This window comes from Rhizobium sp. RU35A (genome assembly GCF_900156005.1).
Taxonomy (GTDB): domain Bacteria; phylum Pseudomonadota; class Alphaproteobacteria; order Rhizobiales; family Rhizobiaceae; genus Neorhizobium; species Neorhizobium straminoryzae.
Map to the genome: position 1 here is coordinate 220,081 of NZ_FTMR01000005.1, position 26,937 is coordinate 247,017.

Here is a 26,937-nt window from a genome sequence, read left to right on the forward strand (position 1 = left end):
TCACCATCATGACGGCCAAGACCTTCACTGTAATCGCCGCCCTTTTCGCCACCATGCTTTCGCTCTCGTCCTGCGGCAACACGATCCGCGGCATGGGCCAGGATGCAGCCAACACCGTGAATGCCACGCAGGACGCCGGCCGCCGCGTCGAACGCGCCGCCAACTGATCGTCAGCGCTGAACCGTCCGCAAACGGCGAGGGGAGCCGGCCGCAGGGCCGGCTTTTCGGTTTCAGCCGGCCGCCAGCTGATTGTGCTTGCGGCGAATGAACTCCTTCGCGGTTTCGACCGCGACGGCCGCATCCCGGCAATAGGCATCGGCACCGATTGCCTTGCCGAATTCCTCGTTCAGCGGCGCACCGCCCACCATCACGATATAGTCGTCGCGGATACCCTTTTCCTTCAGCGTATCGATCACGACCTTCATGTAGGGCATGGTGGTGGTCAGCAGCGCCGACATGCCGAGGATGTCGGGCTTCTCGCGTTCCAGCGCATCGAGATAGTTCTCGACCGGGTTGTTGATGCCAAGATCGACCACATCGAAGCCGGCCCCCTCCATCATCATGCCGACGAGGTTCTTGCCGATGTCGTGGATGTCGCCCTTGACGGTGCCGATCACCATCTTGCCGAGTTTCGGCGCCCCGGTTTCGACGAGAAGCGGCCGAAGGATCGTCATGCCGGCCTTCATCGCATTGGCGGAGAGCAGAACCTCCGGCACGAACAGAATGCCGTCGCGAAAGTCGATGCCGACGATCCGCATGCCCTCGACCAGCGCCTTGGTCAGCACGTCATAGGGCGTCCAGCCGCGGTCGAGCAGAATATGCGTGGCTTCCTCGATCTCTTCCTTCAGCCCGTCATAGAGATCGTCGTGCATCTGCTGCACAAGCTCTTCGTCGGACAGTTCGGACAGAATGATCTCATCATCGGACATGGTCAGCTCCACAGGTTGGAGATCGCGATGCAGGTCGCGGGCAGAGGCTCCTCCAGACTGCCCGCAAATGCAGTGTAACGTCATGCCGTCTCGAATTTGAAGCGTGAATGCGACGGCACACCCATCATTCGCGACGCAATTGGAATGGTCGATGTCCGTTCTCAACCATGCGGTGCCGCAGATGGACCATTGTTTGCGGGGCGCTGGCCTACCATGGCATCATCGCCGAGCCCGAGGAAGCCTGTGAGGAGGAGCCAGCATGGACGCAAACAATCAGACTGACGAGGGCCAGGGGGGGCGTCGGGGGCGCGGCGAACGCGGATCAGCCGCACGTCGCGCGGCGCGCGGCGGCAGCGGCCCGTCTCCTTCCATGCCCTTCATCATGCGGCGCATCGGTGTCTACGAGGTGCTGGACGAGGAGGGGCTGTCGCTGATCGAGGCCAATGCCGACACGATCATGGAAGAGATCGGCATCGAATTCCGCGACGATGCGGAGGCGCTGGCGCTCTGGAGGGCGGCTGGCGCCGATGTGCGCGGCCAGCGCGTGCATTTCCCGAAAGGGCTTTGCCGCCAGCTTCTGAAGACGGCGCCCTCGGTCTTCACCCAGCACGCCCGCAATCCGGCCCGCAGCGTGCAGATCGGCGGCAAGGCAACCGTCTTTGCGCCCGTCTACGGCCCGCCCTTCGTGCGCGATCTCGACGGCAACCGCCGCTATGCGACCATCGAGGATTTCCGCAATTTCGTGAAGCTGTCCTATATGGCGCCCTCGATGCACCATTCGGGCGGCACCGTCTGCGAGCCGGTCGACATCGCCGTCAACAAGCGGCATTTCGACATGGTCTACAGCCACATCAAATATTCCGACAAGCCGTTCATGGGCTCGGTTACCGCGCCCGAGCGGGCAGCGGATTCGGTTGCGATGTGCAAGATCCTGTTCGGCGACGATTTCGTCGAGAACAACACGGTGCTTTTGAACCTCATCAACGTCAATTCGCCGATGGTGTTCGACCAGACCATGCTGGGGGCGGCCAAGGTCTATGCCCGGCATAACCAGGCCTGCGTGCTCTCGCCCTTCATCCTGTCCGGCGCGATGAGCCCGGTGACGGTCGCCGGCACGCTGACGCAGATTTTGGCCGAGGTGCTGGCAGGCGCCGCCTTCACGCAGCTGATCCGTCCCGGCGCGCCGGTGCTGTTCGGCACCTTCGCCGCGTCGATCTCCATGCAATCGGGCGCGCCGACCTTCGGCACCCCCGAACCCTCGCTCGTCTCGTATGGGGCGGCCCAGCTGGCACGGCGCATGGGGCTTCCCTTCCGCACCGGCGGCGCGCTGTGCGGCTCCAAGGTGCCGGATGCGCAGGCCGCCTTCGAAAGCGCCAATACGCTCAACACCACGCTGCTGGCCGGCACCAATTTCGTGCTGCATGCGGCCGGCTGGCTGGAGGGCGGGCTCGTTTCCTCCTATGAGAAGTTCATGATCGACCAGGACCAGCTCGGCATGTTGCAGAAGATGGCGGAAGGGGTGGACCTCTCCACGGGCGGCCAGGCGCTGGAGGCGATCCGCGAGGTGGGACCGGGCGCGCATTATCTCGGCTGCGCTCACACCCAGGCCAATTTCCAGACGGCTTTCTACCGTTCCGCGCTCTCCGACAACAATTCCTTCGAACAATGGGAGATCGAAGGCGCCAAGCGGATTGAGGACCGCGCCAATACCATGTGCCGCGCCTGGCTGGAGGCTTATGAGGCGCCGCCCCTCGATCCGGCCATAGACGAGGCTCTGCTGGCCTTCAACGCCAAACGCAAGGAGAGCATGCCGGACGCGTTCACTTGAAGGGAGCCCGATGCCGCCAGGGAGCAAGGCGGGGCCGCGCAGGTGGCCGATACCATCCAGAAGGAAGTCTGGCGGCCCTATGGCCGCTGAGACGACGGGATGAAAAGCCGTGGGGAAGATCGTCCGCTTCCCCAACGGGGCACGGCAGGCGGCGCGGGCGCGGCCTGCCTCAGACGCGGGCCTTGGGATAGGCGCGCGCCATGCCGCCGGAGCGTGACAGACCGTCGCGGAAGGCGAGAAAGGCCGGATGCTGGCTGGAGCGCGCGGCTTCCATCAGGCGGATCTGCAGGCGGCCGGGGGCGGTGCTTCCCAGCCATTCCCCGCATTTCTGCAGCTTCAGCGTATTGAGGAAACGGCTTTCCGAGGCGCGGTGCAGGTAAAGATGCAACCCGTCGAGCAAGGCGTCGTCGCTGACGGGATTTTCCATCAACAACTGCAGCCAGGACTGGTTCTCGCCGGCCATGCCGCCAAGCGCCTCGGCGACGGTTTCACGGGTTGCCATGGTGGATGTTGTGCTCATGCTCGTCTCACGTCAGGTCTTGCGGCGACGCCGTTCGCGTCCCGTTTCGCCGCCGGCCTCGCTGGCGGTCTTGTTGCGCAAGGGGCCGATCCGTTCCACGATCGTTTCGATGGTGGGGCGGGGGCCCGGTGTATACTCGTCAAGGGCTGCGCGCATCGCGGCGAGATGACCGCACGAGGTGCCGCAGCAGCCGCCGATGATCTTGGCACCGGCGTCTCGCGCGAGCCTTGCGTAATCTGCCATCAGGGGCGGGGTTCCGGAGTAATGGATTTCGGCGCCGCGAAATTCCGGAATGCCGCAATTGCCCTTGACGACAATGGTGGCGTTCGGTGCCGCCTCGGTCATGTCGAGCAGGCTTGCGAGAATATCGGAGGCGCCGACGCCGCAATTGGCACCGACGGCGAGTGGTCCATCGCCCATGGCACCTGCCACGTCCGGCAGGTCGCGCGGCGACAGGCCCATCATCGTGCGGCCGGCCGTGTCGAAGGAGGCGGTATAGACGAAGGGCAGGCCGACGGCGACGGCTGCTTCCGCTGCAGCCCTGATTTCATCGGCGGCCGACATGGTCTCGATCCAGGCGATCTCCGCGCCGCCGGCTTTCAGCCCCTCGATCTGCTCGCGGAAGGCTGCGACCGCATCCTCATAGGACAAGGCGCCGAGCGGGATCAGCAATTCGCCGGTCGGCCCGACGGAGCCCGCCACGATCACCCGACGCGGCGCGCGGTCGGCAACGCTGCGGGCAATCTCTGCGGCACGCTTGTTGAAGTCGAAGACGCGATCCTCAGCATGATGCAGTTTCAGCCGGTGGCGGGTGCCGCCGAAGGAATTGGTGAGGATGATGTCGGCGCCCGCATCGACGAAATCCTGATGCAGCGTGTCGATGCGCTCGGGATGGCTTTCGTTCCACAGTTCCGGGGCCTCGCCGGCCTCCAGCCCCATGGCAAACAGGCTTGTGCCGGTGGCGCCATCGGCCAGCAGCACGCCCTTTTTGGCCAGCAGATCCTGCAGCGGATTGTTCATCTCGACGCCTTCCTCCACAGCCGCCGTTTGGTCCGGCAGCCTTTCCTCTCTTTGCCGAGCGGCCTTGCGCCAGCCTTGCCGGATTGGCGTTATTCGGCGGCGATCTGTGCCGTATCCTCGTGGCCGACCGGTGTGACCATGGCCGAAATCAGCGATGTCAGATCAATCTGGCCGATTGGCTTGCCATCCCCGTCCAGCACCTGCGCTACGCTGACGCCTGCCGCCGTCATCTGCTTGGCTGCCGTTTCAAGCGTCGTGCCGCTCGGCAACGCGAAAGTGCCCGCGATGCCGGCCGCCGGCGTCATCACTGTCTGCACCTGGATCACACGACCGCGATTCACCTCCTTCACGAAGGAGGCGATATAGGGATCGGCGGGGCGCAGCACGATCTCCTGCCCGCTGCCCTGCTGGATCACCTCGCCGTCGCGCAGGATGGCGATCTTGTCGCCAAGCCTCAGCGCCTCGTCCAGATCGTGGGTGATGAAGACGACGGTCTTTTTCAGCTCCGCCTGCAGGTCGAGCAGAACGGTCTGCATATCGACGCGGATCAGCGGGTCGAGCGCCGAATAGGCCTCGTCCATCAGCAGAATGTCGGCATCGTTGGTGAGTGCCCGGGCCAGCCCGACGCGCTGCTGCATGCCGCCCGAAAGCTGGTTGGGATAATGGTTCTCGAAGCCCGACAGGCCGACACGCTCGATCCACCGCTGCCCCTTCTTGCGGCTTTCGCTGCGGGGCACGCCCTGGATATCGAGGCCGTAGACGGTATTTTCCATCACCGTGCGATGCGGCAGAAGCGCGAATTTCTGGAACACCATCGCCGTCTTGTGCCGCCGGAATTCCCGAAGGTCCGATTGCGACATGCGGCAGATGTCCCGGCCGTCATAGATCACCTCGCCGACGGTCGGTTCGATCAGCCGGTTGATATGACGGATCAGCGTCGACTTGCCGGAGCCGGAAAGGCCCATGACCACGGTGATGCAGCCGCCGGGCATCGCGATGTTGATGTCCTTCAGGCCGAGAACATGGCCGTGCCGTTCGTTCAGCTCGGTTTTGGATATTCCCGCCTTGACGGCCTCCACATGCGCCTTGCCGTTCGGGCCGAAGATCTTGTAGAGGCCGCGGATCTCGATGCCGTGACTAGCCATGCACCACCTCCGTGTGTTTCTGCAGCCGCTTGCCGAAGGCCTGGCTGGCGCGGTCGAAGATGATGGCGATAGCCACCAGTGCAAAGCCGTTCAGGAAGCCGAAGGTGAAGAACTGGTTGTTGATCGCCTGCAGCGTGTTCTTGCCGAGCCCGCCAACGCCGACCATCGAGGCGACGACGACCATCGCAAGCGACATCATGATGGTCTGGTTGATGCCGGCCATGATCGTGGGCAGCGCCAGCGGCATCTGCACGTTCCACAGCTTCTGTCCCGGCGAGGAGCCGAAAGCATCGGCCGCCTCCAGCACGTCGCGATCGACGAGGCGGATGCCGAGATTGGTCAGCCGGATCATTGGTGGCACGGCATAGATGACGACCGCGATCAGGCCCGGCACCTTGCCGATGCCGAAGATCACCACGACCGGGATCAGGTAGACGAAGCTCGGCAGCGTCTGCATCACGTCGAGCACCGGGTTGATTGCGGCCTGCACCCGGTCCGAACGCGCCATCAGGATACCGATCGGCATGCCGATGATGATCGCGATCAAGGTGGCGACGGTGACGATCGCAAGCGTCACCATCGTGTCTTCCCAAAGCCCGACCACGCCGATCAGCACCATTCCGAACGCGGTTCCAAGCGTGATGGCCTTGCTGCGGCTGGCGAGATAGACAATTGCCAGCATTACCGCCAGCACGACGATCCACGGCGAATTGACGAACAGCTTTTCCAGAAAGTTCAGAAAGGCCTGCAGCGGCTGGACCACGGCATCGATCAGGTGTGCATGCGATCGCACCTGGGCGCGGAAGCCGTCATCGATGGTCTTGCGCGCCAGGCGGATGTAACTGTCGCTGACCGCCGGAAAGCTGCACAGGATATCCGGCAGGATGGAGCAGGTTGCCATCATTCCCCCTTTTTCTTCTTGTCGTTCAGCCGTGGCCTTCCCTCAGAACGCCCACGGCCCGATGACGCTGCCGGCGCCGTATCAAGCGCGCCCGCGCGTACGAAAAACGGCCCTGCGCCGGGGAGGGCAGGGCCGTTCGGCACTACATCAGAGCGACGCCTTGATCTTGTCTGCGACCTGCGGCGACACCCACTTGGTCCACATGGCCGGGTAGGTCTTGAGGAAGTAGCGCGCGCCATCCTCGTTGGTGCCCTGATTGCCGTCCATCCAGGCCAGAACCTTGCCGACGGTCTGGTTGTCCCACTGGCGGGTCTTCACGTAGTCCATGGCGACGCCGGCTTTCTTGGCAAAGTCCTTTGTCACGACCGTGAAGACATCCGAGACGGGATAGGAGTTGACCTTGGCGTCCGCACAGTCCGGAATGGCGGTGCACTTGTCCCACTCGGCCTTGTCATGCGGAACGCCGAAGGAAAGGCGGACCATATCGTATTTGCCGAGAATGGCAGTCGGCGCCCAGTAATAGCCGAGCCAGCCCTTCTTGTTTTCGAAGGCATTGGCGATCGAGCCGTCGAGGCCGGCGGCCGAGCCGGTATCGACGAGGTCGAAGCCAAGCTTCTTCGCACCGAGCGCGCGATAGAGGTTGGCGGTGGAAACCTGACAGTTCCAGCCGGCCGGGCAATTGGTGACCGCACCCTTCGACGGATCTTCCGGGGCGGGGAACAGTTCCGGATGCTTCAGGGCATCCTGCACGGTCTTGATATCGGGATGGGCGTCGGCGAGGAACTTCGGGATCCACCAGCCTTCGACGCCGCCGTCAGACAAAAGCGGTGCGGCCTGGATCAGCCGTCCCTCGGAGATCGCCTTGTCGAGGGCGGTGCGCACGGCATTGACCCACAGTTCCGGCGCCACGTCCGGCTGGCCCTTTTCGTTCATCGACGTAAAGGTTGGCATGGTGTCGCCGGTCACCAGCGTCACATTGCAGCCATACCCTTTTTCGAGGATCAGCTTGTCGACATGCGCGGCAACGCCGGCAGACGCCCAGTTCATTTCGGCAATGGAGACATCGCCGCAGTCCGCGGCCTGGGCCGCCCCGGCCAAGCCATAGAAGCCCGCCACAATGGCGGCGGAAGCGATAAGTTGTTTCATCGTCATAAGACCTCCCAGTCTTGACCGGATTTCTTCACCTTGAAGTACAACAGACATTCGACACTTGCTGTGTATTGCCGTTCGACAGGTCGAACAGCAACAATACATGCGGGGCCGGTTTCACTCCGGCCTCCATTCAATGGCCTGCCCGCGAATCCGGCATTTGCCGAAGTTACGCACGACGTGTGACAGTTGATGGAGCCTAAGGTTTCCCCACGGAAAATCAACCTTTGGCCGACCCCGTTCATTTCGAAGATTCTGATATGGGTGGCAAGCTCAATTCAGGATTGTGTTTAAAAATAAGCGTCTGCACGCAAACTGCGCAGGTGCTGAAGCCCTTGCAGACACAGGAACAGGCGGGGCGAAATTGTCAGGCCCGAGGTTTGACAAAGCCTGTTCGATTAGCGTCCTCGTCGTCATGCGAACGGGAAAATGGGACACTCAAAAAAAAATCGAAGGAACGCGGAATTTTCACCAAAACTAACCGCTCGGTAACACTTCAGCGGCTATCAGTCGGGCGTGGCAAGGCCATGAGGCTCCGGATGGGTAGTGCGTACCGGAGCCGTTTATCGATCAAGCGATCGCGAATTGCTTATCCGGTCAGCGTTTCTTTTTCCTCGACAGACTATGTCAGCCGGCATTTCCGGTGCGGATGAAGCCGAACCAGCGGCGGCGGGTGTCGAGCTGCGTGAGGCGATCTTCGGTCGCACGCTGGGGAGCACGCGAATCCCAGGCGATGGAGAGGCGATCGCCGGTTCTGAACACATAAAGCATGGGTGTTTCCTTGGGTGGCGCCGGTTCTGTCTGGCACGTCTTGTTACGGCGCTCGCACTACGCCTTTGCCCGCGATCTCGCAAAGCCGTGGCGCGGCATTGGATGTCGCAAATGGATCATGCGACGAAATTGCGACGCGGTTGACAGGGAAAGCCACTTCGCGCACCTTGAAGACGACGGTTGATGTGTCTTCGGGCGCGCGACCGGGCGGGCCGATCGATGATCCCATCCGGGGTCGGCGCCGGGTTACGGATTGTGTCGCCGCAGGGTGCGGCGGCAGGCCGTGAGCCGGTCATGGCCTGTCGGGACGGACCATGATCAGCCGGGCGGCGACCTCTTGATCTACGAATTCGCCGCTTTTCATGGCTCCATGTCCCGGCAGGCCGGCTCGGCTTTCTTCTCTTCCATCGCTCAGGTGCATGCATGACATCGTCCCGGACCGGCAAGATCACTCTGGTGCTGGGCGGCGCGCGCTCTGGCAAGTCACGGTTTTCGGAAGAGCTGGCAAGCGAAAGCGGCCTTGAGCGCCATTATATCGCGACCTCGCAGGCCTTCGATGACGAGATGCGCGCCCGCATCGCAAAGCATCGCGCCGATCGCGGCGAGGGATGGGTGACGCATGAGGTGCCGCTCAACCTGTTGTCCGCGCTGCAACAGGTGGCACGGCCGGAGCGTGTCGTTCTCGTGGATTGTCTGACGCTGTGGGTCACCAATCTGATGATGGCGGAAGCGGAGGTCGATCGCGAAGGCACGGCCTTGGCTCAAAGCCTGCGGCAGCTTGCCGGCCCCGTCATCCTCGTCTCGAACGAGGTGGGGCTCGGCATCGTTCCGGACAACCGTATGGCGCGGGCCTTCCGCGATCATGCGGGGCGGCTGCATCAGGCAGTGGCCGCCATGGCGGACGAGGTGTTCTTCATCGCCGCCGGCCTGCCGCTCCAGATGAAGGGCTGACGGGCGAGCGAGGGGCTGCGTCAGATCCCCAGCCAGATCCGGATCGGATGGGCCGGATCGGAGAGAAGCTTGGCTGCCATGGCGATGCAGGAGATGACGAGCAGCGGCTTGATCAGCTTCGCACCGCCGCGCATGGCAAGCCGCGAGCCGATCTGCGCGCCGATCAGCTGGCCAACACCCATGATCAGGCCAAGCTTCCAGAAGATTGCCCCGTTCACCGCAAACACGCAGAGCGAACCGAGATTGGAGCCGAGGTTCAGAAGCTTGGTATGGGCTGTTGCCTTCAAGAGACCGAAGCCGGCCAGAAGCACGAAGCTCAGCATGTAGAAGGAACCGGCGCCCGGGCCGAAAATGCCGTCATAGAGGCCGACGGCCGGTACGGCGGTGATCGCAAACATGCCGGCCGTCAGCCGACGCGTGCGATCCTCGTCGGAGAGGTTCGGTTTCAGGGCGAAGAACAGCGCGATGCCGACCAGCAGGAAGGGGATCGCCGCACCCAGAAAGCGACCCGGCACATGTGAAGCGATCAATGCGCCTGCGCCGCCGCCGGCGAAGGCGATGGCGGCCATCGGCAGCTGTTCCTTCAGTTTCACATGGCCCCGCCTGGCATAGGCGATGGTGGCGGAGGCGGCGCCGAATGGGCCTTGCACCTTGTTCGTCGCCAGCGATTCGAGCGGTGGAATGCCGGCCAGCAAAAGCGCCGGAATGGTGATCAGGCCGCCGCCACCGGCAATCGAATCGATGAATCCGGCAAAGATGGCGGCGAGAAACAGAAGCGTGATGACGTGGGGAGCAAGGTCGTGCAAGGCGGGACTCGGGGGGCTTGAAGCCATGGAAGACGTGGTGCGCGCGCCTTGTGACACTACGGGCGCAGGGTGGCAAGATGGCTCGGACCGGTGCCCGGCGGCCTTGTGCGGGAAAAGCGCGGCGCGCCCTTGCGTCTGCCCAAGTCGGCGCTATGGTGCGCCGCTTTCCAAACCTGCAGGATGCTTGCGATGCACAAGGTCATATTCGACACCGATCCCGGCATTGATGATGCCATGGCGCTGCTGTTTCTCCACCGGCACCCTGAGATCGATCTGATCGGCGTGACCACCGTCTTCGGCAATGCGCCGATCGAGATTACCACTCGCAATGCGCTCTATCTCGGCGAAGCCTGGAATATTCCGGCACCCGTCGCACAGGGCGCCGGCCACACCTTCGATCCCGCGCGCGGCGGCAGCTATTGGCCGACCGCCATTCACGGGCATAACGGCATCGGCGACGTGCCGGTGCCGGAAGCCGTGTCGCGCACGGCCGATCCGCGTCCGGCCTACCAGTTCATCATCGATACCGTGCGCGCCCATCCGGGCGAGGTGACGCTGATCGCCGTCGGCCGCATGACCAATCTGGCGCTCGTCCTGAAGCACGATCCGGATGTGGCAGCCCTGGTGAAGCAGGTCATCATCATGGGCGGCGCCTTCGACATCAACGGCAATGTCTCGCCGGCTGCCGAAGCCAATATCCATGGCGATCCGGAAGCCGCCGACCTCGTCTTCACCGCGCCGTGGCGGGTGGTCGTCGTCGGCCTCGACGTCACCATGCAGACCGTGATGACCAGCGGTTTCCTCGCCGAGATGGTGGCCGGCGGCCGCGCCGATATCAAGCTCCTCTCCGACATCTCGCAGCTTTACATCGACTTCTACAAGAGCCGCGTCGGCGACGGCATGGTGGTGCATGACAGCTGCGCCTGCGTCTATCTCGTGCGGCCCGACCTGTTTAAGACGCGCAGCGGTCCGATCCGCGTCGTGTGCGGCGGCATTGCCGATGGCCAGACGATCCAGAAGCCGGATGGCCGCGGTTTCCCGCCGGGGCCCTGGGACGGTCATCCGAGCCAGCTGATCACCACAGACGTGCAGCCGGACGGCGTTCTTTCCACCATCCGGGCAGCACTTGTGGACGGCAGGGCGGCCTGACCGGGCGTTGCAGTCCCGCCAGATGCTGTTTGCGCAACAGTTCAGGTGCAAAATTTCCCTCCCGGCATCGCAGGCCATTGGCATTGATGCCGGTTTTCCCTATGTGGAACATCAAACGATCAGACTTCAGAGGATAAGAGCGTGACCGCTACCTTCGACAAAGTTGCCGATATCATCGCCGAAACGAGCGAAATCGACCGCGACACCATCACCCCGGAAAGCCACACCATCGATGACCTCGGCATCGACAGCCTGGACTTCCTCGACATCGTTTTCGCGATCGACAAGGAATTCGGCATCAAGATCCCGCTCGAGCAGTGGACGCAGGAAGTCAACGAAGGCAAGGTTTCGACCGAGGAATACTTCGTGCTGAAGAACCTCTGCGCCAAGATCGACGAGCTGAGGGCAGCCAAGGGCTGAGAAGCCGGCTGCGAGGCGAATGCTTCTTGAATATTTCCAGATGATCGATCGCGTCGAAGCGGTCGATCTTGAGGCGAAAACGCTGACGGCACGCTCGGTCGTGCCGTCGAAAAGCCCGGTCTTCGAAGGCCATTTTCCCGGCATGCCGCTGGTTCCCGGCGTCCTCCTGATCGAGACCATGGCGCAGGCGAGCGGCTTTCTCGTGCTCGGCGCGACGAACTTTGCCGCCATGCCCTTCCTGATGTCCGTCGATGGCGCCAAGATGCGCACCTTCGTCGAACCTGACGCGGTTCTCGACATCGAGGCGTTTCTGGAGCATGAGGGATCGGGCTATGCGGTGACGAAGGCAAAGATCTCGTCGGCCGGCAAGAAGGTTTGCGACGCGCAGCTGAAGCTGCGCACCATGCCCTTCGATCAGGTGCCGCTGGCCGAGATCGTGCGCCGGCGTGCCGGCGAAGTCGGGCTTATGGATGCACTGGCCGCCCGCGCCTGAAGAGGCCGGTGAACGGCGGGTGAGAAGGATGATCTCGAAATGAGCAGTTCAGACAAGGATGTCGTGATCACTGGTCTTGGCATCGTCACGTGCCAGGGCGTCGGCAAGGCGCCGCATGTGGCGCTTCTGACCGGCGGGGCCTCCGCGCGCCCTCCCGTGGAAACGGATCGCTTCAAGCCCTATCCCGTGCATCCCATGCCGGAGATCGACTGGTCGCAGCAGATCGCCAAGCGCGGCGACCAGCGCCAGATGGAAAACTGGCAGCGTCTCGGGGTGTTCGCCGCCGGGCTGGCGCTCGATGATGCGGGCCTGAAAGACAATGCGGAAGCCTGCGGCACGATGGACATGATCGTGGCGGCCGGCGGCGGCGAGCGCGACATCAAGGTCGATACGCTGATCGTTGACGAGGCGCTGAAGCGCAATGACCGCGAGATGCTGCTGAACGAGAAGCTGACCACCGAACTGCGTCCGACGCTGTTCCTCGCCCAGCTTTCCAACCTGCTCGCCGGCAATATCTCCATCGTGCACAAGGTCACTGGTTCCTCGCGCACCTTCATGGGCGAAGAGGCCGCCGGCATTTCCGCCGTGGAAACCGCCTATCACCGTATCAAGTCCGGCCAGTCCACCCATTCGCTGGTGGGCGGTGCCTTCGTGGCGGAGCGTGCCGATATCCTGCTGCTCGTCGAGGGCATCCGCGCCCACGCGACGGGTGACTGGCATCCGCTCTGGTCGCGCGCTGTCGAAAACGGCGGCGGCATGATCATGGGCTCGGTCGGCGCCTTCCTCGTGATGGAAAGCCGCACGCATGCGGAAGCCCGTGGCGCACATATCTACGCGGTCATGGATGCCATCGAAGGCGATCGCGGCAATCGTGACGACCGCGGGCTTGAAAAGCGTCTCGGCCGGATGAGCGGTCTTGCCGCCGATGTGACGCCCGGCGATCTCGTCGTCTTCTCCGGCTCAAGCGGTCTTGTCGATCTCGCCGCCCGCGAGCGTGCCGCGCTCGAAGCCGAATTTCCGGGCGCCACGATCCGTGGCTTTGGCGGCATGACCGGCCATGCCATGGAAGCACAGTTCCCGCTGGGACTGGCGCTTGCCGCTCTCTCGCTCGATCACGGCGCCCAGGTGCCGGTCTTCGATGCGGATCACGAAAAGCCGATGAACGGCGGTGCGACCCATGCCGTGGTGACCACCGTCGGCTACCTGCGCGGCGAAGGGCTTGCCGTGCTGTCGAAGAACGGCTGAGGATGACATCATGAGCAATGCTGCTTTCAAAGACCATCTCGGCCGCCCGATCATTGCCGTCACCGGCATGGGCGTCATCACCTCGCTCGGCCAGGGGCTGCAGGATAACTGGGCCGCCTTGACCTCGGGCCGGTCCGGCATCCACAAGACGACGCGGTTCCCGACCGAGGGCCTCTCCACGCGCATTTCCGGCACGGTGGACTTCATCGATGTGCCCTATCCGAATTCGGTGGAGCGCTCCTTCGCCATGGCCCGCGAAACCACGACCGAGGCCCTGGCGCAGGCCGGCCTTTCCGGCGATTTCGCCGGTCCGCTGTTTCTCGCTGCCCCGCCGGTGGAACCGGAATGGAGCGCCCGCTTCGAACTCGCCGACCGCGCGCCGCCGCCATCCGCCGAAGCGGATGCCTACGACCGCTTCCTGACCGCGATGCGCGAACGTCCCGATCCGGTCTTCCTCGAAGCTGTGCAGTTCGGCTCGATTTCAGAACGCCTCTCCGATCATTTTGGCACGCGCGGCCTGCCGGTGACGCTGTCGACGGCCTGTGCGTCCGGCGCGACCGCGATTCAGCTCGGCGTCGAGGCGATCCGCCAGGGGCGTACCGATCGTGCCCTGACCGTGGCGACCGACGGTTCCGTCAGCGCCGAAGCGCTGATCCGCTTCTCGCTGCTCTCGGCCCTCTCCACCCAGAACGATCCACCCGAAAAGGCCTCGAAGCCGTTCAGCAAGGACCGTGACGGGTTCGTGATTGCCGAAGGGGCCGCAACGCTGGTGCTGGAATCGCTGGAATCGGCGGTGGCCCGTGGCGCCAGGGTGCTCGGCATCCTCAAGGGCTGCGGCGAAAAGGCCGACCATTTCCACCGCACGCGCTCCTCGCCGGATGGCGGTCCCGCGATTGCCACGATCCGTGCGGCGCTGGAAGATGCCGGCATGGATGAAGGCGGCATCGGCTACATCAATGCCCACGGCACCTCGACCCCGGAAAATGACAAGATGGAATATGGCGCGATGCTGGCCGTCTTCGGCGACCGGCTGAAAGACGCCATCCCGTGCTCGTCCAACAAGTCGATGATCGGCCACACGCTGACGGCGGCTGGAGCGGTGGAGGCGGTGTTCTCCATCCAGACCATGCTGACCGGCACGCTGCCGCCGACCATCAACCACGTCAATCCGGATCCGACGATCGTGCTCGATGTCGTGCCGAACGTGAAGCGGGACCAGCAGGTGAGGGCGGTGCTGTCGAACTCGTTTGGTTTCGGCGGTCAGAATGCCAGCCTTGTCATGACGGCGGAGCCGGCCTAAAGACCGGTTCCAAACTCGTCCGATCCCCGGACCCCAACACTCTTTGACGCCTCCGGGCGAAGGGAAACACTCATGCGCGCCTTGCAACTGATCGATGACCGCCGTCTTGAAGCGACCGACATTCCGGAACCGGAGGCGCCGGCACCGGGCGAGGTGACGCTTCGGGTCAAGGCGGTGGCGCTGAACCACATCGATGTGTGGGGCTGGCGCGGCATGGCCTTTGCCAAGCGCAAGATGCCGCTGACGATCGGCGCGGAAGCCTCCGCCGTGGTGGAAGCGATCGGCCCCGGCGTGTCGAACGTGCTGCCCGGCCAGCTGGTGTCCGTCTATGGCGCGCGCACCTGCGGCCTCTGCAAGCCCTGCCGCGAAAAGCGCGACAATCTCTGCGAGAACGTCGCGGGTGTGCATGGCTTCCATCTCGATGGCTTTGCGCAGGAAAAGATCAATATCCCGGCCCGCCAGCTCGTTGCGGCCCCGCCCGGCGTCGATGAAATCGGCGCGGCGCTGGCGCCGGTCACCTTCGGCACCGTCGAGCACATGCTGTTCGACAATGCCAAGCTCGAGCCCGGCGAGACGATCCTGGTGCATGCCGGCGGCTCCGGCATCGGCACGGCGGCCATCCAGCTTGCCAAGAAGATGGGCTGCACGGTCATCACCACGGTCGGTTCGGACGACAAGATCGAGAAGGCGAGGGCACTCGGCGCCGACCACGTCATCAACTACCGCACGGACCGGTTCGAGGGCGTGGTGCGCAAGCTGACGAAGAAGAAGGGCGTCGACGTCGTCTTCGAACATGTCGGCAAGGATACCTGGGCCGGCTCCATGCTGGTTCTCAAGCGCGGCGGACGTCTCGTCACCTGTGGTTCCACCTCCGGCGTCTCCACCGAAGTCAACCTGATGATGCTGTTCCAGCAGCAGTTGAAGCTGCTCGGCTCCTTCGGCTGCCGCATGGAAAACATGGCGAACGCCATGCAGAAGATGGCGCGCGGCATCGTGCATCCGGTCATCGATACGGAAGTCACCTTCGGCGAGATCGACAAGGCGCTCGAGCGCATGGAAGGTCGTCAGATCTTCGGAAAAATCGTTCTGAGGATGGACTGATCCCTTGAAGATGCTGATCACGCGGATCGTGCTGGCCCTGCGCCACACCCAGCAATGGCTGGTGGCGCAGGCAGTCTTCGGCTTCCTCAATCTGCTGAAGCTGCTTCCCGCCGATCCGGCGATCCGCTTCATCGACTGGCTGATGCGTCAGATCGGCCCGCTGACGCCGCGCCACCGGCTGATGCTGGTGAACCTCGCCAACGCCTATCCGGAGAAGACCGAGGCCGAGCGCGCGGCGATTGCCGTGGCCTCCTGGGGCCATATGGGGCGGCTTGCGGCGGAATATGTCTTCCTCGACCGCCTCTTCGACTTCGATCCGCAGGCGACGGAGCCGGGCCGGGTCGAGGTGGAGGGCATTCCGATCTTCCTCGACCTGCGCGACAATCCGCGGCCCTTCATCGTCTTTACCGCCCATACCGGCAATTTCGAACTGCTTCCGGTGGCCGGCAACGCCTTCGGCCTCAACGTCACCGTGATGTTCCGTCCGCCGAACAATCCCTATATCGCCGAAAAGGTGTTCTCCTTCCGCGCGGCCCGCATGGGCAAGCTGGTGCCTTCGCATGCCGGTTCTTCCTTTGCGCTGGCGCGTCAGCTGGAGGCCGGCAAGGGGATTGGCGTGCTGGTGGACCAGAAGTTCCAGAAGGGGCTCAAGACCGACTTCTTCAGCCGGCCGGTGCAGACCAATCCGCTGCTGGCCAAGCTGGTGCGCCAGTTCGACTGCGAGGTCTATCCCGCCCGCTGCATCCGCTTGCCCAACAATCGTTTCCGGCTGGAGATCGAGCCGAGGATCGAGATTCCCCGTAACGAGAAGGGGGCCATCGACGTGCAGGCGACCGGCCAGATGCTGAACGACAAGGTGGAAAGCTGGGTGCGGGAGCATCCGGAACAGTGGCTGTGGTATCACGACCGCTGGAACATCAAGCACAGCCTGAAGGGCTGACCCCGCCTTTTGCTGTCGGTTCCTCTGATCGACACTTGGTATTAGTCCTCGGCGTCCCTGCCTTCCTGTTCCATGATCGCCTTCAGGGTCGACAGGTCCCGCAGCACATGCGCGGCATCCTGTTCGAACTGCGCCTCGCTCTGGTACGGCAGGCGTGTGACCATGAAGATCGCCTCTGCGCCGTCGCCGTTCGGCACGATCCGGAAGGCATTGTGCACCTTGAGGCCGGAGGGCATGTGCACGACATGGTCGATCACGCCGAAGTCATTGGCCGGAGAGAATGTCACCCGCACCTGACCGAGCGGCCCGCCATCGGCCAGCCAGTCCTCGCCGTCACGTGTGAGGCCTGCGCCGAGGCCGGAGGCCCAATGGGCCATGTTGTCCGGCTGGCGGGCGAAGTCGTAGACCGCGCGCCAGTCGCGATCGATCGACAGATGCACGAGTTTGGCCGTCATCGGGGACATCCGAAACCTCCATCCTGTTCCTGCAATGTTCGTTATGGCGCAAGTGCTGCGAAAGGCAAGTCCGGCGCCAAGCGGGCGCGCGGGCCTGCGCGTGCTGCAACCCTGCCGGCGCAAATTTTAAACCGTTTCAGTGGGGCCTGACCTTGCCGTTCGTCAGTTAGAGTGCCAAAACAGCCACCCAACCGTATTGGAGGCACTCCCGTGGAACAGGCAGAAATCGGCCTTATCGGCCTTGGCGTTATGGGTTCCAACCTGGCTCTCAACATCGCGGAAAAAGGCAACAAGATTGCCGTCTTCAACCGCAGCCCCGAAGCGACCCGAAAATTCTTCGCCGAGGCCGGTGCACTGCAGGGACAGATCATTCCTTGCGAGTCGCTGGAAGAGTTTACCGCCGCCATCCGTCCGCCGCGGCCGATCATCATCATGATCAAGGCCGGCGATCCGGTTGACCAGCAGATGGAGCTGCTGAAGCCGTATCTCGCGGCAGGCGACATCATGATTGATGCCGGCAATGCCAATTTCCGCGATACCATGCGCCGCTTCGATGCGCTGAAGGATAGCCCGCTGACCTTTATCGGCATGGGCGTCTCCGGCGGCGAAGAGGGCGCCCGCCACGGTCCCTCGATCATGGTCGGCGGCACGGAAGAGAGCTGGAAGCGCGTCGAGAAGGTTTTGACCTCCATCTCCGCCAAATTCAACGGTGACCCCTGCGTTGCCTGGCTCGGCAATGACGGCGCCGGCCACTTCGTCAAGACGATCCACAACGGCATCGAATATGCCGACATGCAGATGATCGCCGAAATCTACGGCATCCTGCGCGATGGATTGAAACTCTCGGCCTCCGAGATTTCCCAGGTCTTCGGTCGCTGGAACGAAGGGCGCCTCAACTCCTACCTGATCGAGATCACCGAGAAGGTTCTCGCCGCCACCGACCCGATCAGCGGCCAGCCGATGGTGGATGTCATTCTCGACGCTGCCGGCCAGAAGGGCACCGGCAAGTGGTCCGTCATCGAGGCGCAGAATCTGGGCGTTGCCGCCACCGGCATCGAAGCCGCCGTTGCCGGCCGCATCCTTTCCTCGCAGAAGGCGGAGCGCGTCGAGGCTGAAAAAATCCTCGGGCTGCCGGAGACGGTTGCCTTCCCGGCGACAGACGGTGTCTCCTTCCTGCATGACCTCGAAAACGCGCTGCTGGCCGCCAAGATCGGCGCCTATGCGCAAGGATTTGCCGTCATGTCGGCAGCGTCGAAGGAATATGGCTGGAACCTGCCGATGCCGACGATCGCAAAGATCTGGCGCGCCGGCTGCATCATCCGCTCGCAGTTCCTCGATGAGATCACCTCGGCATTCACCAAGGAGCCGGATGTGGCGAACCTCATCGTGACGCCGGCCTTCTCGCAGCTCGTCAAGGAGACGGATGCGTCGCTGCGTCGCGTCGTCTCGACGGCTGTCATGGCCGGGCTTCCGGTTCCGGCGCTCGCCTCGGCGCTTGCCTATTTCGACAGCTACCGCCGCGCGCGCGGCACGGCCAACCTCATCCAGGCGCAGCGCGATTTCTTCGGCGCGCATGGCTTCGACCGTGTCGATGGCGTCGACAAGCATCACGGCCCCTGGGGCAGCGGCCTCAACGCCTGAGAGCGGAGATCGGGCAGGGCGCGTCACGCGCCCTGTTTTTTCGTTTTTGCCGCGCGCCGATTTTGCCGCGCGTGGTGCCCGTCCCCGCCGGGACGAGACCTGCCCTGACATCGATGGAGGACACACTCATGGCCTGGACACCTTCCGCAGACCGCTATGCCCGCATGAAGTACAACCGCTGTGGCCGCTCCGGCTTGAAGCTGCCGGCGCTGTCGCTCGGCCTCTGGCACAATTTCGGCGATGACACGCCGCACCAGCGCAAGCGCGACATCTGCCGCACCGCGTTCGATCTCGGCATCACCCATTTCGACCTCGCCAACAATTACGGCCCGCTGCCGGGCAGTGCGGAACTGGCGTTTGGCGAAATCCTGAAGACCGATTTTGCCGGCTACCGCGACGAACTGATCATCTCCTCCAAGGCCGGATACAACATGTGGCCGGGTCCTTATGGCGAGTGGGGCAGCCGCAAGTATCTGATCGCCTCCTGCGACCAGAGCCTGAAGCGCATGGGCCTCGATTATGTCGATATCTTCTATTCGCACCGCTTCGATCCGGATACGCCGCTCGAAGAAACCTGCGGCGCGCTCGATCACATCGTCCGTTCCGGCCGCGCGCTCTATGTCGGCATTTCCTCCTACAATTCGAAGCGCACACAGGAAGCCGCCGCGATCCTCAAGGATCTCGGCACGCCCTGCCTGATCCACCAGCCGAGCTATTCGATCATCAACCGCTGGGTGGAAGAAGACGGCCTGCTCGACACGCTGGACGATCTCGGCATCGGCTCGATCGTGTTCTCGCCGCTCGCCCAGGGCATGCTGACGTCGAAATATCTCGGCGGCATTCCGGAGGATAGCCGCGCCGCGCAGGGCAAGTCGCTGCGCCCGGCCTTCCTCAACGAGCGCAACGTCAACAACCTGCGCGGCCTCAACGCCATTGCCGAAAAGCGCGGCCAGACGCTGGCGCAGATGGCCATTGCCTGGGTGCTGCGTGGCGGTCGCGTCACCTCCGCGCTGATCGGCGCAAGCCGCCCGGAACAGGTGGTGGATTGCGTGGCGGCACTGGAGAAGCCCGACTTCACGGCCGAGGAACTCGCGGAAATCGAAGTCTTCGCCAAGGATGCCGACATCAACCTCTGGGCCGCCTCTGCCGAGCGCGAAGGTCCGTCCCGGTAAGGACCGGCTCCCTGGAATGCCTTCGGGCCCGGCGATCTGCCGGGCCCTTTTCGTTGAGAATCTGATTCAAGCCGATGAGGAATGGAATCAGGAATTGCGTTCATCACCCTCATTTCATTGCAGAATTGTAATGTGGTGGTTCATCTGGCGTTCAGTCGGCAACCTCTAGCCTTCAGGTGTGAAGAACGAGGAGACATCCGATGAAGACCATTCTTTCCCTTCTGACCGTCGCCACCATTCTGGCCGCGCCGATCGCCGAGGCCCAGGAGTTTCGCGGGCCGGACCGCGACCGGCACCGGCCCCATGAGCGGACGGTCGTGATCGAGAAGAAGACGGTGATCGTCCGTGAGCCGCACTGGAAGAAGGGGCATCGTTTGAGCCGGGCGGAGCGGGCACGCCTCGCCGAGGTGCGCGACTATCGCCGTTACCGCCTCTCCGCACCGCCCCGCGGTTACCAGTGGGTGCGCGTCGACAACCAGTTCCTTCTGATCGGCGCAGCCAGTGGCGTCATTGCCAGCATCGTATCGGGACGCTGATACCGGAGTGTCATTGCATCAGGCCGCCGGTCATGCCGGCGGCCTTGTGTTTCAGCCTCAGGCAGCCCGTTGGCTCCAGCTGGCAAAGGGGTCCGGCAGGTCGCGCCAGCGGTCCGGCGTAAAACGGTCGGTCGGCATCAGGCAGATGTCGAGATGGTTGCGGATCCACTGCTCGTCCATCGGATCTGCCCCGATGAAGACGATTTCCTGGCGGCGGTCGCCCCAGACCGGATCGAGGTAGCGGGCCAGTCCGGCGCGAAAGCCCTGGTCCTCTGGCCACTGTTCACGCGGCACGGCATCCCACCAGAGGCCGAGCTTCTGGGTGCGGATCAGCGCGCCGGCCTGTGAGATCTCACCGACATGGTAGGGGCGCGTGGCCAGCCAGAAGAAGCCCTTAGCGCGGATGACGCCCGGCCAGGACCGGTTGATGAAGGCATGCAGCTTGGCCGGATCGAAGGGACGACGCGCGCGGTAGACGAAGGAGCGGATGCCATATTCCTCGGTTTCCGGCACATGGTCGCGGAACCCGTGCAGTTCCTTGAACCATAGCGGATGCGTCTCGGCCCTGGCGAAATCAAAGAGTCCGGTACCCAGAATGTCGCCTGAGGCGACATGGCCGAAATTCGCCTCGATGATGCGCGCATCGGGGTTCAGCCCGGCAACGATCGCGCGGGCGGCAGCACGTTCTTCCCGCGTCGCTGTCGAAACCTTGTTCAGCACGACCACATCGGCAAACTCGATCTGCTCGACGAGAAGATCGACCAGCGTGCGGTTGTCGCCGTCGCCGGCGGTTTCGCCACGGTCGGCCAGGAAGTCGGCGGAGCCGTAATCCTTCAGCAGGTTTGCCGCATCCACCACCGTCACCATGGTGTCGAGACGGGCAACATCGGAGAGGCTTTCGCCGTTCTCGTCACGGAATTCGAAGGTGGCGGCGACCGGCAGCGGCTCGGCGATGCCGGTGGATTCGATCAGCAGATAGTCGAAGCGTTTCTGTTCGGCGAGCGCGCGGACTTCCTTCAGAAGATCGTCGCGCAGCGTGCAACAGATGCAGCCATTGGTCATCTCCACCAGCTGCTCCTCGGTGCGGGAAAGCTCGGCACCGCCATCGCGCACCAGCGCCGCATCGATGTTCACCTCGCTCATGTCGTTGACGATCACCGCGACGCGCAGACCCTCGCGATTGGTCAGGATGTGGTTGAGAAGCGTCGTCTTGCCGGCACCGAGAAAGCCGGAGAGAACCGTAACGGGAAGCCGCTGGTCCATGTCGATGTCCTTTTTGTTATAACATAACATGTTTGGTTCAAGAAAAAGGCGGACCTGCCGCCTTGATCGCAGAGTGACGCTCGGCTGGATCAGCTGTCCTTGCCGAGGCAATCGTTGAGCGATGTCGCGATGGTGCGCATCAGTTCGAAATAGAGGTCGGGGCCTGCCTTCAGCGTCGCGCCTTCCGGATCCAGAACGCCGGACTTGGCGCGCGTGCCTTCGGTCACGACATTGATCAGTTTGGGCGTGAATTGCGGCTCGGCAAACACACAGGTCGCGCCAAGACCGGCAATCTTTGCCTTGATCTCCTTCAGCCGTTCGGCGCCGGGTGCGGTTTCCGGGCTGACCGTAATGGAGCCCGCCACCTTAACCCCGTAATGGTGCTCGAAATACTGGTAGGCGTCATGGAACACGATGAAGGGCTTGTTCTTGACCGGTGCAACCGTGGCGGCGATCTCGACATCCAGTGCGTCGATGCGCTTCAGCAGCGCGAGCGTGTTTCGGGTATAGATCGCCACATTGGCAGGATCGGCTGCCACCAGACGCGCCTCGATCTCTTTCACCATGGCCTTGGCATTTTCAGGATCGAGCCACAGATGGGTGTCGAAGCCCTCGTGGGAGTGCCCTTCGTGGGCATGTGCCTCATGCGCATCGTGGCCGTGATCGTCATGATGCGCCTTTTCGGTCACGCGGTCATGGCCCTCGCCCTGCTCGTCACCGTCGTCATGCGCCTCGAAGGGGCCGCCTTCGCGGAAGGTCAGTTTTTCGAGGCCCGGAGCATCGCCGAGCGCAACGACCATGGCCTTGCCGCCCAGTGCATCGAGCGGCTTGTCGAGAAACGCTTCCATGGTCGGGCCGACCCAGAAGACGATATCGGCATCCGCCACCGCCTTCGCATTGGAGGGCTTCATCGAATAGGTATGCGGCGAGGCAGCGCCATCGACAATCAGCTTGGGTTCTGCAACACCCTGCATGACCGAAGCCACCAGCGAGTGGATCGGCTTGATCGAAACCACGACATCGGGGGCGGCATGTGCCGCCGTGGCAACCACAAGGCTTGCCGAGGCGAGGAGGATGGCGGCGGGTTTTCTCATCCGGTCGCTCCTTGAATGTTGGTGTTATGTTATTACATCGGTTGTGTAACGCTATAACGTGTGTAATAGCAGAGGGCAACACCAGAACAGGAAATTTGATGTTGATGCCGTCCTCCGCCCGCCAGCAATCGCTGGTTTCGCTTGCCAATGCGGGCATCCGTCGGCAGGGGCGCTGGCTTGTGCGTGGTGTTGACCTGACCCTGTCCCGCGGCGAAATCGTCACCCTGATCGGACCGAACGGTGCCGGCAAGTCCACCACCGCGAAGCTTGCGATCGGCGTGCTGCGGCCCGATGAAGGATCCGTGCAGCGCGCGGACGGTCTTGCCATTGGCTATGTGCCGCAAAAGCTGTCGATCGACTGGACGATGCCGCTTTCTGTCGAGCGGCTGATGCATCTGACCGGCCGGCTGGCGGAAACCGATCTTGCGGCTGCGCTCGAGGCGGTCGGAATCCCGCATCTGCGCAAGGCGGAGGTGCAGCATTTGTCCGGTGGCGAATTCCAGCGCGCGCTGCTGGCCCGCGCCATCGCGCGCAAGCCCGATCTGCTGGTGCTGGACGAACCGGTGCAGGGCGTCGATTTCGCCGGCGAGACGGCACTCTACGGCCTGATCGGCGAGATCCGCAACCGCACCGGCTGCGGCATCCTGATGATCTCGCATGATCTGCATATGGTAATGGCCGGTACCGATACGGTGGTCTGCCTGAACGGTCATGTCTGCTGCCGGGGAACGCCGGCGGCCGTCAGCCAGAGCGACGATTATCGAAAGCTGTTCGGCGCGCCGGGCGCCGGACTTGCGCTCTACACCCATCGGCACGACCACACGCACCTGCCGGATGGCCGCGTGCTGCATCAGGATGGCAGCGTCACGGATCATTGCCATCCCGACGACGGGCATCATCATGGCGAAGGCCAGGATCACGACCATGATCACGGCCATCCGCGTGCCCATGGGATCCATGACGGTCACGATCATCATCCTGGCCACGACCATGCGCATCACGACCCTCGGGACGCCGGGGCCGGGGAGGCGCACCGCCATGCTTGATGACTTCTTCGTCCGTGCGCTTCTGGCCGGCATCGGTCTCGCGCTGACCACCGGACCGCTCGGCTGCCTCGTCGTCTGGCGGCGCATGGCCTATTTCGGGGATACCATGGCGCATTCGGCCCTGCTTGGCGTCGCGCTGTCGCTGTTCTTCGAGATCAATCTGCTGCTCAGTGTGTTCGGCGTGGCGGTGGCCGTGTCGTTTCTGCTGCTCTTCCTGCAGCGCCGGCAGGGTCTTTCGGCGGATTCGCTGCTCGGCATTCTCTCGCATTCCACGCTCGCCATCGGCCTCGTGCTGGTTGCCTTCATGTCCTGGGTGCGCATCGATCTCATCGCCTTCCTGTTCGGCGATATTCTCGCGGTCACCACCACGGATATCCTGCTGATCTGGCTGGGCGGCGCCTTCGTCGTCGGTTGCCTGGTGCTGCTGTGGCGGCCTCTGGTGGCCTCGACGGTCAGTCACGATCTTGCCGAGGCGGAGGGGTTGAACCCCGGCCGTGCGCGGCTGTTCTTCATGCTGCTGATGGCGCTGGTGATTGCCATTGCCATGAAGATCGTGGGCATCCTGTTGATCACGGCGCTGCTGATCATCCCGGCTGCGACCGCCCGCCGCTTTTCGGCAAGTCCGGAACGGATGGCGGTGCTTGCATCGCTTCTTGGCGCGCTCGCGGTCGTCGGTGGATTGTTCGGCTCGCTTCAGGCCGATACGCCCTCCGGCCCGTCGATCGTGGTCGCCGCCCTTGCTCTCTTCATCGCAAGCCTTCTGCCTTCGCTCGGCAAGGGGCTTGCCCAGACCGCAAAGCCTGACGGAGAACGCCGATGAATGCACCGACGAACCTGACCAAGAACCAGGCGCTGGTCTTTGACGCGCTGACGCGGGCCGAAGGCCCCATGAGCGCCTATACCATTCTGGACAAGTTGCGCGACCACGGTTTCCGTGCACCGCTGCAGGTCTATCGCGCGCTGGAAAAACTTCTGGAACTCGGGCTCGTCCATCGTCTGGAAAGCCTCAACTCCTTCGTCGCCTGCTCGCACACCACGGAAGCCTGCTGCCGTCATCACGGCACGGTGGCCTTTGCGATCTGCGAAAGCTGCGGGCAGGTCAGCGAGTTCCATGATCATGCGATCGACGATCGTCTGGCGCATTTTGCCCGCAGCAAGGGCTTCAAGGCGGAGAAGACCACGATCGAACTGCGCGGTCTCTGCAGCGCCTGCGCCGGCTGACAGGCTTTCTGTTCGCTGGCCTTCACGCGGCGCTGGAGCCTGTGCAGGTCTGGTTGCGCCCGCGATGCTTGGCAATGTAGAGCGCGCTGTCGGCGGCCGTGATGAAATCCTCGATCGTGCCGCCGCTGAAGGGATAGGTGACGGCGAGACCGATGCTGACGGTGACCGGTTCACCGAAAAGCCCTGCCGTCGCCGTGAGGCTTGTCGCCGCCAGCGATGCATGAATGCGCTCTGCCACCAGATGCGCAGTGTCGATGTCGCAATCCTCCAGAAGCACGGCGAATTCTTCACCCCCCATGCGGGCTGCCAGATCGCGCCCGGAGCGGATCGAGCCCGCCACCGCTTCAGCAACCCGCCTGAGACAGGCATCGCCGGCCGGATGGCCATAGGTGTCGTTGTAGCGCTTGAAATGGTCGATATCGATGATCAGCAGCGCCAGCGGTTCCTGTGTCGTCTCGGCCTTCTGCCAGGCGCGCTGCATCGTCTCGTCCAGCCGGCGGCGATTGGCAATGCCGGTCAACGTGTCGGTATAGGAGAAGGTGTTGAGGTCGCGGTTTTCGCGTCGGACTTCCTCGCCGCGCAACTGTTCGCGCAGAAGCACGAGGTAGAGGCGGCGCAGCGCCGTATCAAGCCGATGATTGGCCAGCAGGGTGATGATGCAGGTGATCGTAACGAAGATGACCGGAAGATGCGGTTCGCCTTGAACGAGCGGGCCGTAATTCGCCCGGAAGAGAGCGGTGATCACCACCGCGCCGACGCTGGCTACCGAAGCCATGACCACCGACAGCGGCAGGACGATGTTGACGATGATCACCATGAGCGCCATGCTGAAGGCGATCTGTGTTGGCGGCGAGCCGCGGATGATCAGCAGGATGTTGACGACCACGGCAATCAGCAGCATCGCGCCGGCGGTCATGCCGTCGCGCTTGCGGTGGTCGCGGACACGGTAGCTGAACCAGAACAACAGCGCGCAGGGAATGGTCACCACCACCAGCCGCAGGAACACCGCAAGCCAGATCTTGCCGGGATTTCCGATGTAATCGAGATAGGCACCGGTGTTGAAGACCACGAGGCACAGGCCGCCGCCAATATTGGTCTGCAGCCACTTCTGGCGGGCAATGTGGCTCTGGTAGATGCTTTCCAGCGGTTCGGGAAAACGAAGCCGCCACCAAGCCTCTGCCAGGCTGCGCTCGATGAGCGGCGCCAGCAGCTTGTCCTGCGGCAGCGCGCCGGCGATCTCGTCAGGCTTCGGCAGCGGAGCGTGTGGTTCCGTCATAGGGGCGTCAGGTCCGCCGCAAACCGCTTCCAGTTGGCACTGTAGTTGTCTGCCGACTGCCTGAGGCGGGCCACCGCCTCGTCGTCGAGCATGCGCACCACCTTGGCCGGCGCGCCGACGATCAGCGCGTTGTCGGGAAATTCCTTGCCCTCGGTGACCAGGGCATTGGCGCCGACCAGAGAGTTGCGGCCGATCTTCGCACCGTTCAGCACCGTCGCCCCCATGCCGATCAGTGAATTGTCGCCGATCGTGCAGCCGTGGATGATGGCGCCGTGACCGATGGTGCATCCGGCGCCGATCACCGTCGGGAACCCCCAGTCGGTGTGGATCACCGTGTTTTCCTGGATGTTGGTTGCGTTGCCGATGGTGATCCATTCATTGTCGCCGCGGATCGTCACGCCAAACCAGATGCCGACATCCTCGCCGATCTCCACCTTGCCGACCACATGCGCGCCCGGCGCCACCCAGAAACGATCCGGTGCCGGCGTTTTCGGTGAAAACTCTCCGAGGGCATAAATCGGCATTGTTCTCGCTTCTCCGCAACCAAGCCTGAACGCCTAGCAGT

At 63.3% G+C, this 26,937-nt stretch carries 29 protein-coding genes; 16 read left to right on the top strand and 13 right to left on the bottom strand.

Annotated features, from left to right (window positions below; genetic code table 11):
• Positions 1-8 precede the first annotated feature (8 nt).
• Positions 9-167, top strand: a complete 159-nt coding sequence (locus tag F3H95_RS13370; protein ID WP_143124677.1) for an entericidin — start codon at positions 9-11, stop codon at positions 165-167.
• 63 nt (positions 168-230) lie between these two features.
• On the opposite strand, the gene F3H95_RS13375 is transcribed toward F3H95_RS13370, so the two are convergent.
• On the bottom strand, positions 231-929 hold the full coding sequence (locus tag F3H95_RS13375; protein ID WP_143124678.1) for a B12-binding domain-containing protein: 699 nt from the start codon (positions 927-929) through the stop codon (positions 231-233).
• Between the two features lie 259 nt (positions 930-1,188).
• Between F3H95_RS13375 and F3H95_RS13380 the strand changes: the two genes are divergently transcribed.
• Positions 1,189-2,757: a trimethylamine methyltransferase family protein gene (locus tag F3H95_RS13380; RefSeq protein ID WP_149746357.1), complete on the top strand. Its 1,569-nt coding sequence runs from the start codon at positions 1,189-1,191 to the stop codon at positions 2,755-2,757.
• 169 nt (positions 2,758-2,926) lie between these two features.
• Here F3H95_RS13380 and F3H95_RS13385 read toward each other — a convergent pair whose 3' ends face one another.
• The 6 genes from F3H95_RS13385 to F3H95_RS27155 form a co-directional block, all read right to left on the bottom strand.
• On the bottom strand, positions 2,927-3,277 hold the full coding sequence (locus F3H95_RS13385) for a hypothetical protein (protein ID WP_149746358.1): 351 nt from the start codon (positions 3,275-3,277) through the stop codon (positions 2,927-2,929).
• Between the two features lie 12 nt (positions 3,278-3,289).
• Positions 3,290-4,297 carry a betaine--homocysteine S-methyltransferase gene (gene bmt, locus F3H95_RS13390; RefSeq protein WP_149746359.1) on the bottom strand — a complete coding sequence of 336 codons (1,008 nt, stop codon included), beginning with the start codon at positions 4,295-4,297 and terminating at the stop codon, positions 3,290-3,292.
• A gap of 89 nt (positions 4,298-4,386) precedes the next feature.
• Positions 4,387-5,442, bottom strand: coding sequence for a glycine betaine/L-proline ABC transporter ATP-binding protein (locus tag F3H95_RS13395; protein ID WP_143124682.1), 1,056 nt, complete (start codon positions 5,440-5,442; stop codon positions 4,387-4,389).
• Entirely contained in the window at positions 5,435-6,343 is a 909-nt protein-coding gene (locus F3H95_RS13400; protein ID WP_143124698.1) for a proline/glycine betaine ABC transporter permease, read from the bottom strand. Before F3H95_RS13400 ends, F3H95_RS13395 begins: the two co-directional genes overlap by 8 nt.
• 147 nt (positions 6,344-6,490) lie before the next feature.
• Complete coding sequence (locus F3H95_RS13405) at positions 6,491-7,489, bottom strand: ABC transporter substrate-binding protein (RefSeq protein WP_149746360.1); 999 nt, start codon at positions 7,487-7,489, stop codon at positions 6,491-6,493.
• Between the two features lie 630 nt (positions 7,490-8,119).
• Positions 8,120-8,263 carry a hypothetical protein gene (locus F3H95_RS27155; RefSeq protein ID WP_185969766.1) on the bottom strand — a complete coding sequence of 48 codons (144 nt, stop codon included), beginning with the start codon at positions 8,261-8,263 and terminating at the stop codon, positions 8,120-8,122.
• A 423-nt stretch (positions 8,264-8,686) separates the two neighbouring features.
• Between F3H95_RS27155 and cobU the strand changes: the two genes are divergently transcribed.
• Positions 8,687-9,214 carry a bifunctional adenosylcobinamide kinase/adenosylcobinamide-phosphate guanylyltransferase gene (gene cobU, locus F3H95_RS13410; RefSeq protein ID WP_143124684.1) on the top strand — a complete coding sequence of 176 codons (528 nt, stop codon included), beginning with the start codon at positions 8,687-8,689 and terminating at the stop codon, positions 9,212-9,214.
• A gap of 20 nt (positions 9,215-9,234) precedes the next feature.
• On the opposite strand, the gene F3H95_RS13415 is transcribed toward cobU, so the two are convergent.
• Positions 9,235-10,020 carry a TSUP family transporter gene (locus F3H95_RS13415; RefSeq protein WP_244618008.1) on the bottom strand — a complete coding sequence of 262 codons (786 nt, stop codon included), beginning with the start codon at positions 10,018-10,020 and terminating at the stop codon, positions 9,235-9,237.
• A 189-nt stretch (positions 10,021-10,209) separates the two neighbouring features.
• Here F3H95_RS13415 and F3H95_RS13420 point away from each other — a divergent pair, with 189 nt between their 5' ends.
• The 7 genes from F3H95_RS13420 to F3H95_RS13450 all read left to right on the top strand — a co-directional run bounded on the left by F3H95_RS13420 (position 10,210) and on the right by F3H95_RS13450 (position 16,668).
• Positions 10,210-11,169, top strand: coding sequence for a nucleoside hydrolase (locus F3H95_RS13420; protein WP_143124686.1), 960 nt, complete (start codon positions 10,210-10,212; stop codon positions 11,167-11,169).
• Positions 11,170-11,310: 141 nt separating this feature from the next.
• Entirely contained in the window at positions 11,311-11,589 is a 279-nt protein-coding gene (locus F3H95_RS13425; RefSeq protein WP_143124687.1) for an acyl carrier protein, read from the top strand.
• Between the two features lie 19 nt (positions 11,590-11,608).
• Complete coding sequence (locus F3H95_RS13430) at positions 11,609-12,082, top strand: 3-hydroxyacyl-ACP dehydratase FabZ family protein (protein WP_143124688.1); 474 nt, start codon at positions 11,609-11,611, stop codon at positions 12,080-12,082.
• A gap of 39 nt (positions 12,083-12,121) precedes the next feature.
• Entirely contained in the window at positions 12,122-13,327 is a 1,206-nt protein-coding gene (locus tag F3H95_RS13435) for a beta-ketoacyl-ACP synthase (protein WP_149746362.1), read from the top strand.
• Between the two features lie 10 nt (positions 13,328-13,337).
• Complete coding sequence (locus tag F3H95_RS13440) at positions 13,338-14,627, top strand: beta-ketoacyl-ACP synthase (protein ID WP_143124690.1); 1,290 nt, start codon at positions 13,338-13,340, stop codon at positions 14,625-14,627.
• A 72-nt stretch (positions 14,628-14,699) separates the two neighbouring features.
• Positions 14,700-15,728, top strand: coding sequence for a zinc-binding dehydrogenase (locus tag F3H95_RS13445; RefSeq protein WP_149746363.1), 1,029 nt, complete (start codon positions 14,700-14,702; stop codon positions 15,726-15,728).
• Positions 15,729-15,732: 4 nt separating this feature from the next.
• A complete protein-coding gene (locus tag F3H95_RS13450; protein ID WP_149746364.1) occupies positions 15,733-16,668 on the top strand; it encodes a lipid A biosynthesis lauroyl acyltransferase in 936 nt (311 codons plus the stop codon).
• 41 nt (positions 16,669-16,709) lie between these two features.
• Here F3H95_RS13450 and F3H95_RS13455 read toward each other — a convergent pair whose 3' ends face one another.
• Entirely contained in the window at positions 16,710-17,132 is a 423-nt protein-coding gene (locus F3H95_RS13455; protein WP_149746365.1) for an SRPBCC family protein, read from the bottom strand.
• A 201-nt stretch (positions 17,133-17,333) separates the two neighbouring features.
• On the opposite strand from F3H95_RS13455, the gene gndA reads away from it, so the two are divergent.
• The 3 genes from gndA to F3H95_RS13470 all read left to right on the top strand — a co-directional run bounded on the left by gndA (position 17,334) and on the right by F3H95_RS13470 (position 20,472).
• A complete protein-coding gene (gene gndA / locus F3H95_RS13460) occupies positions 17,334-18,764 on the top strand; it encodes an NADP-dependent phosphogluconate dehydrogenase (protein ID WP_149746366.1) in 1,431 nt (476 codons plus the stop codon).
• Positions 18,765-18,892: 128 nt separating this feature from the next.
• On the top strand, positions 18,893-19,936 hold the full coding sequence (gene mgrA, locus F3H95_RS13465; RefSeq protein ID WP_149746367.1) for an L-glyceraldehyde 3-phosphate reductase: 1,044 nt from the start codon (positions 18,893-18,895) through the stop codon (positions 19,934-19,936).
• Between the two features lie 200 nt (positions 19,937-20,136).
• Positions 20,137-20,472 carry an RcnB family protein gene (locus F3H95_RS13470; RefSeq protein WP_149746368.1) on the top strand — a complete coding sequence of 112 codons (336 nt, stop codon included), beginning with the start codon at positions 20,137-20,139 and terminating at the stop codon, positions 20,470-20,472.
• Between the two features lie 57 nt (positions 20,473-20,529).
• Here F3H95_RS13470 and zigA read toward each other — a convergent pair whose 3' ends face one another.
• Together zigA and znuA are read right to left on the bottom strand one after the other, a co-directional pair.
• A complete protein-coding gene (gene zigA, locus F3H95_RS13475; protein ID WP_149746369.1) occupies positions 20,530-21,735 on the bottom strand; it encodes a zinc metallochaperone GTPase ZigA in 1,206 nt (401 codons plus the stop codon).
• An 89-nt stretch (positions 21,736-21,824) separates the two neighbouring features.
• A complete protein-coding gene (gene znuA, locus F3H95_RS13480; protein WP_149746370.1) occupies positions 21,825-22,829 on the bottom strand; it encodes a zinc ABC transporter substrate-binding protein ZnuA in 1,005 nt (334 codons plus the stop codon).
• A gap of 98 nt (positions 22,830-22,927) precedes the next feature.
• Between znuA and F3H95_RS13485 the strand changes: the two genes are divergently transcribed.
• Genes F3H95_RS13485 through F3H95_RS13495 form a run of 3 tightly spaced genes read left to right on the top strand, consistent with a single transcriptional unit; the run spans position 22,928 to position 25,096 of the window.
• Entirely contained in the window at positions 22,928-23,875 is a 948-nt protein-coding gene (locus F3H95_RS13485) for a metal ABC transporter ATP-binding protein (RefSeq protein ID WP_149746371.1), read from the top strand.
• Positions 23,868-24,695, top strand: coding sequence for an iron chelate uptake ABC transporter family permease subunit (locus F3H95_RS13490; RefSeq protein WP_149746372.1), 828 nt, complete (start codon positions 23,868-23,870; stop codon positions 24,693-24,695). The genes F3H95_RS13485 and F3H95_RS13490 overlap by 8 nt, the downstream gene beginning before the upstream one ends.
• On the top strand, positions 24,692-25,096 hold the full coding sequence (locus F3H95_RS13495; protein ID WP_143127861.1) for a Fur family transcriptional regulator: 405 nt from the start codon (positions 24,692-24,694) through the stop codon (positions 25,094-25,096). Before F3H95_RS13490 ends, F3H95_RS13495 begins: the two co-directional genes overlap by 4 nt.
• A 22-nt stretch (positions 25,097-25,118) precedes the next feature.
• Here F3H95_RS13495 and F3H95_RS13500 read toward each other — a convergent pair whose 3' ends face one another.
• Together F3H95_RS13500 and F3H95_RS13505 are read right to left on the bottom strand one after the other, a co-directional pair.
• Complete coding sequence (locus tag F3H95_RS13500) at positions 25,119-26,372, bottom strand: diguanylate cyclase (RefSeq protein WP_149746373.1); 1,254 nt, start codon at positions 26,370-26,372, stop codon at positions 25,119-25,121.
• On the bottom strand, positions 26,369-26,896 hold the full coding sequence (locus F3H95_RS13505; protein ID WP_143127863.1) for a gamma carbonic anhydrase family protein: 528 nt from the start codon (positions 26,894-26,896) through the stop codon (positions 26,369-26,371). The genes F3H95_RS13500 and F3H95_RS13505 overlap by 4 nt, the downstream gene beginning before the upstream one ends.
• Positions 26,897-26,937 lie beyond the last annotated feature (41 nt).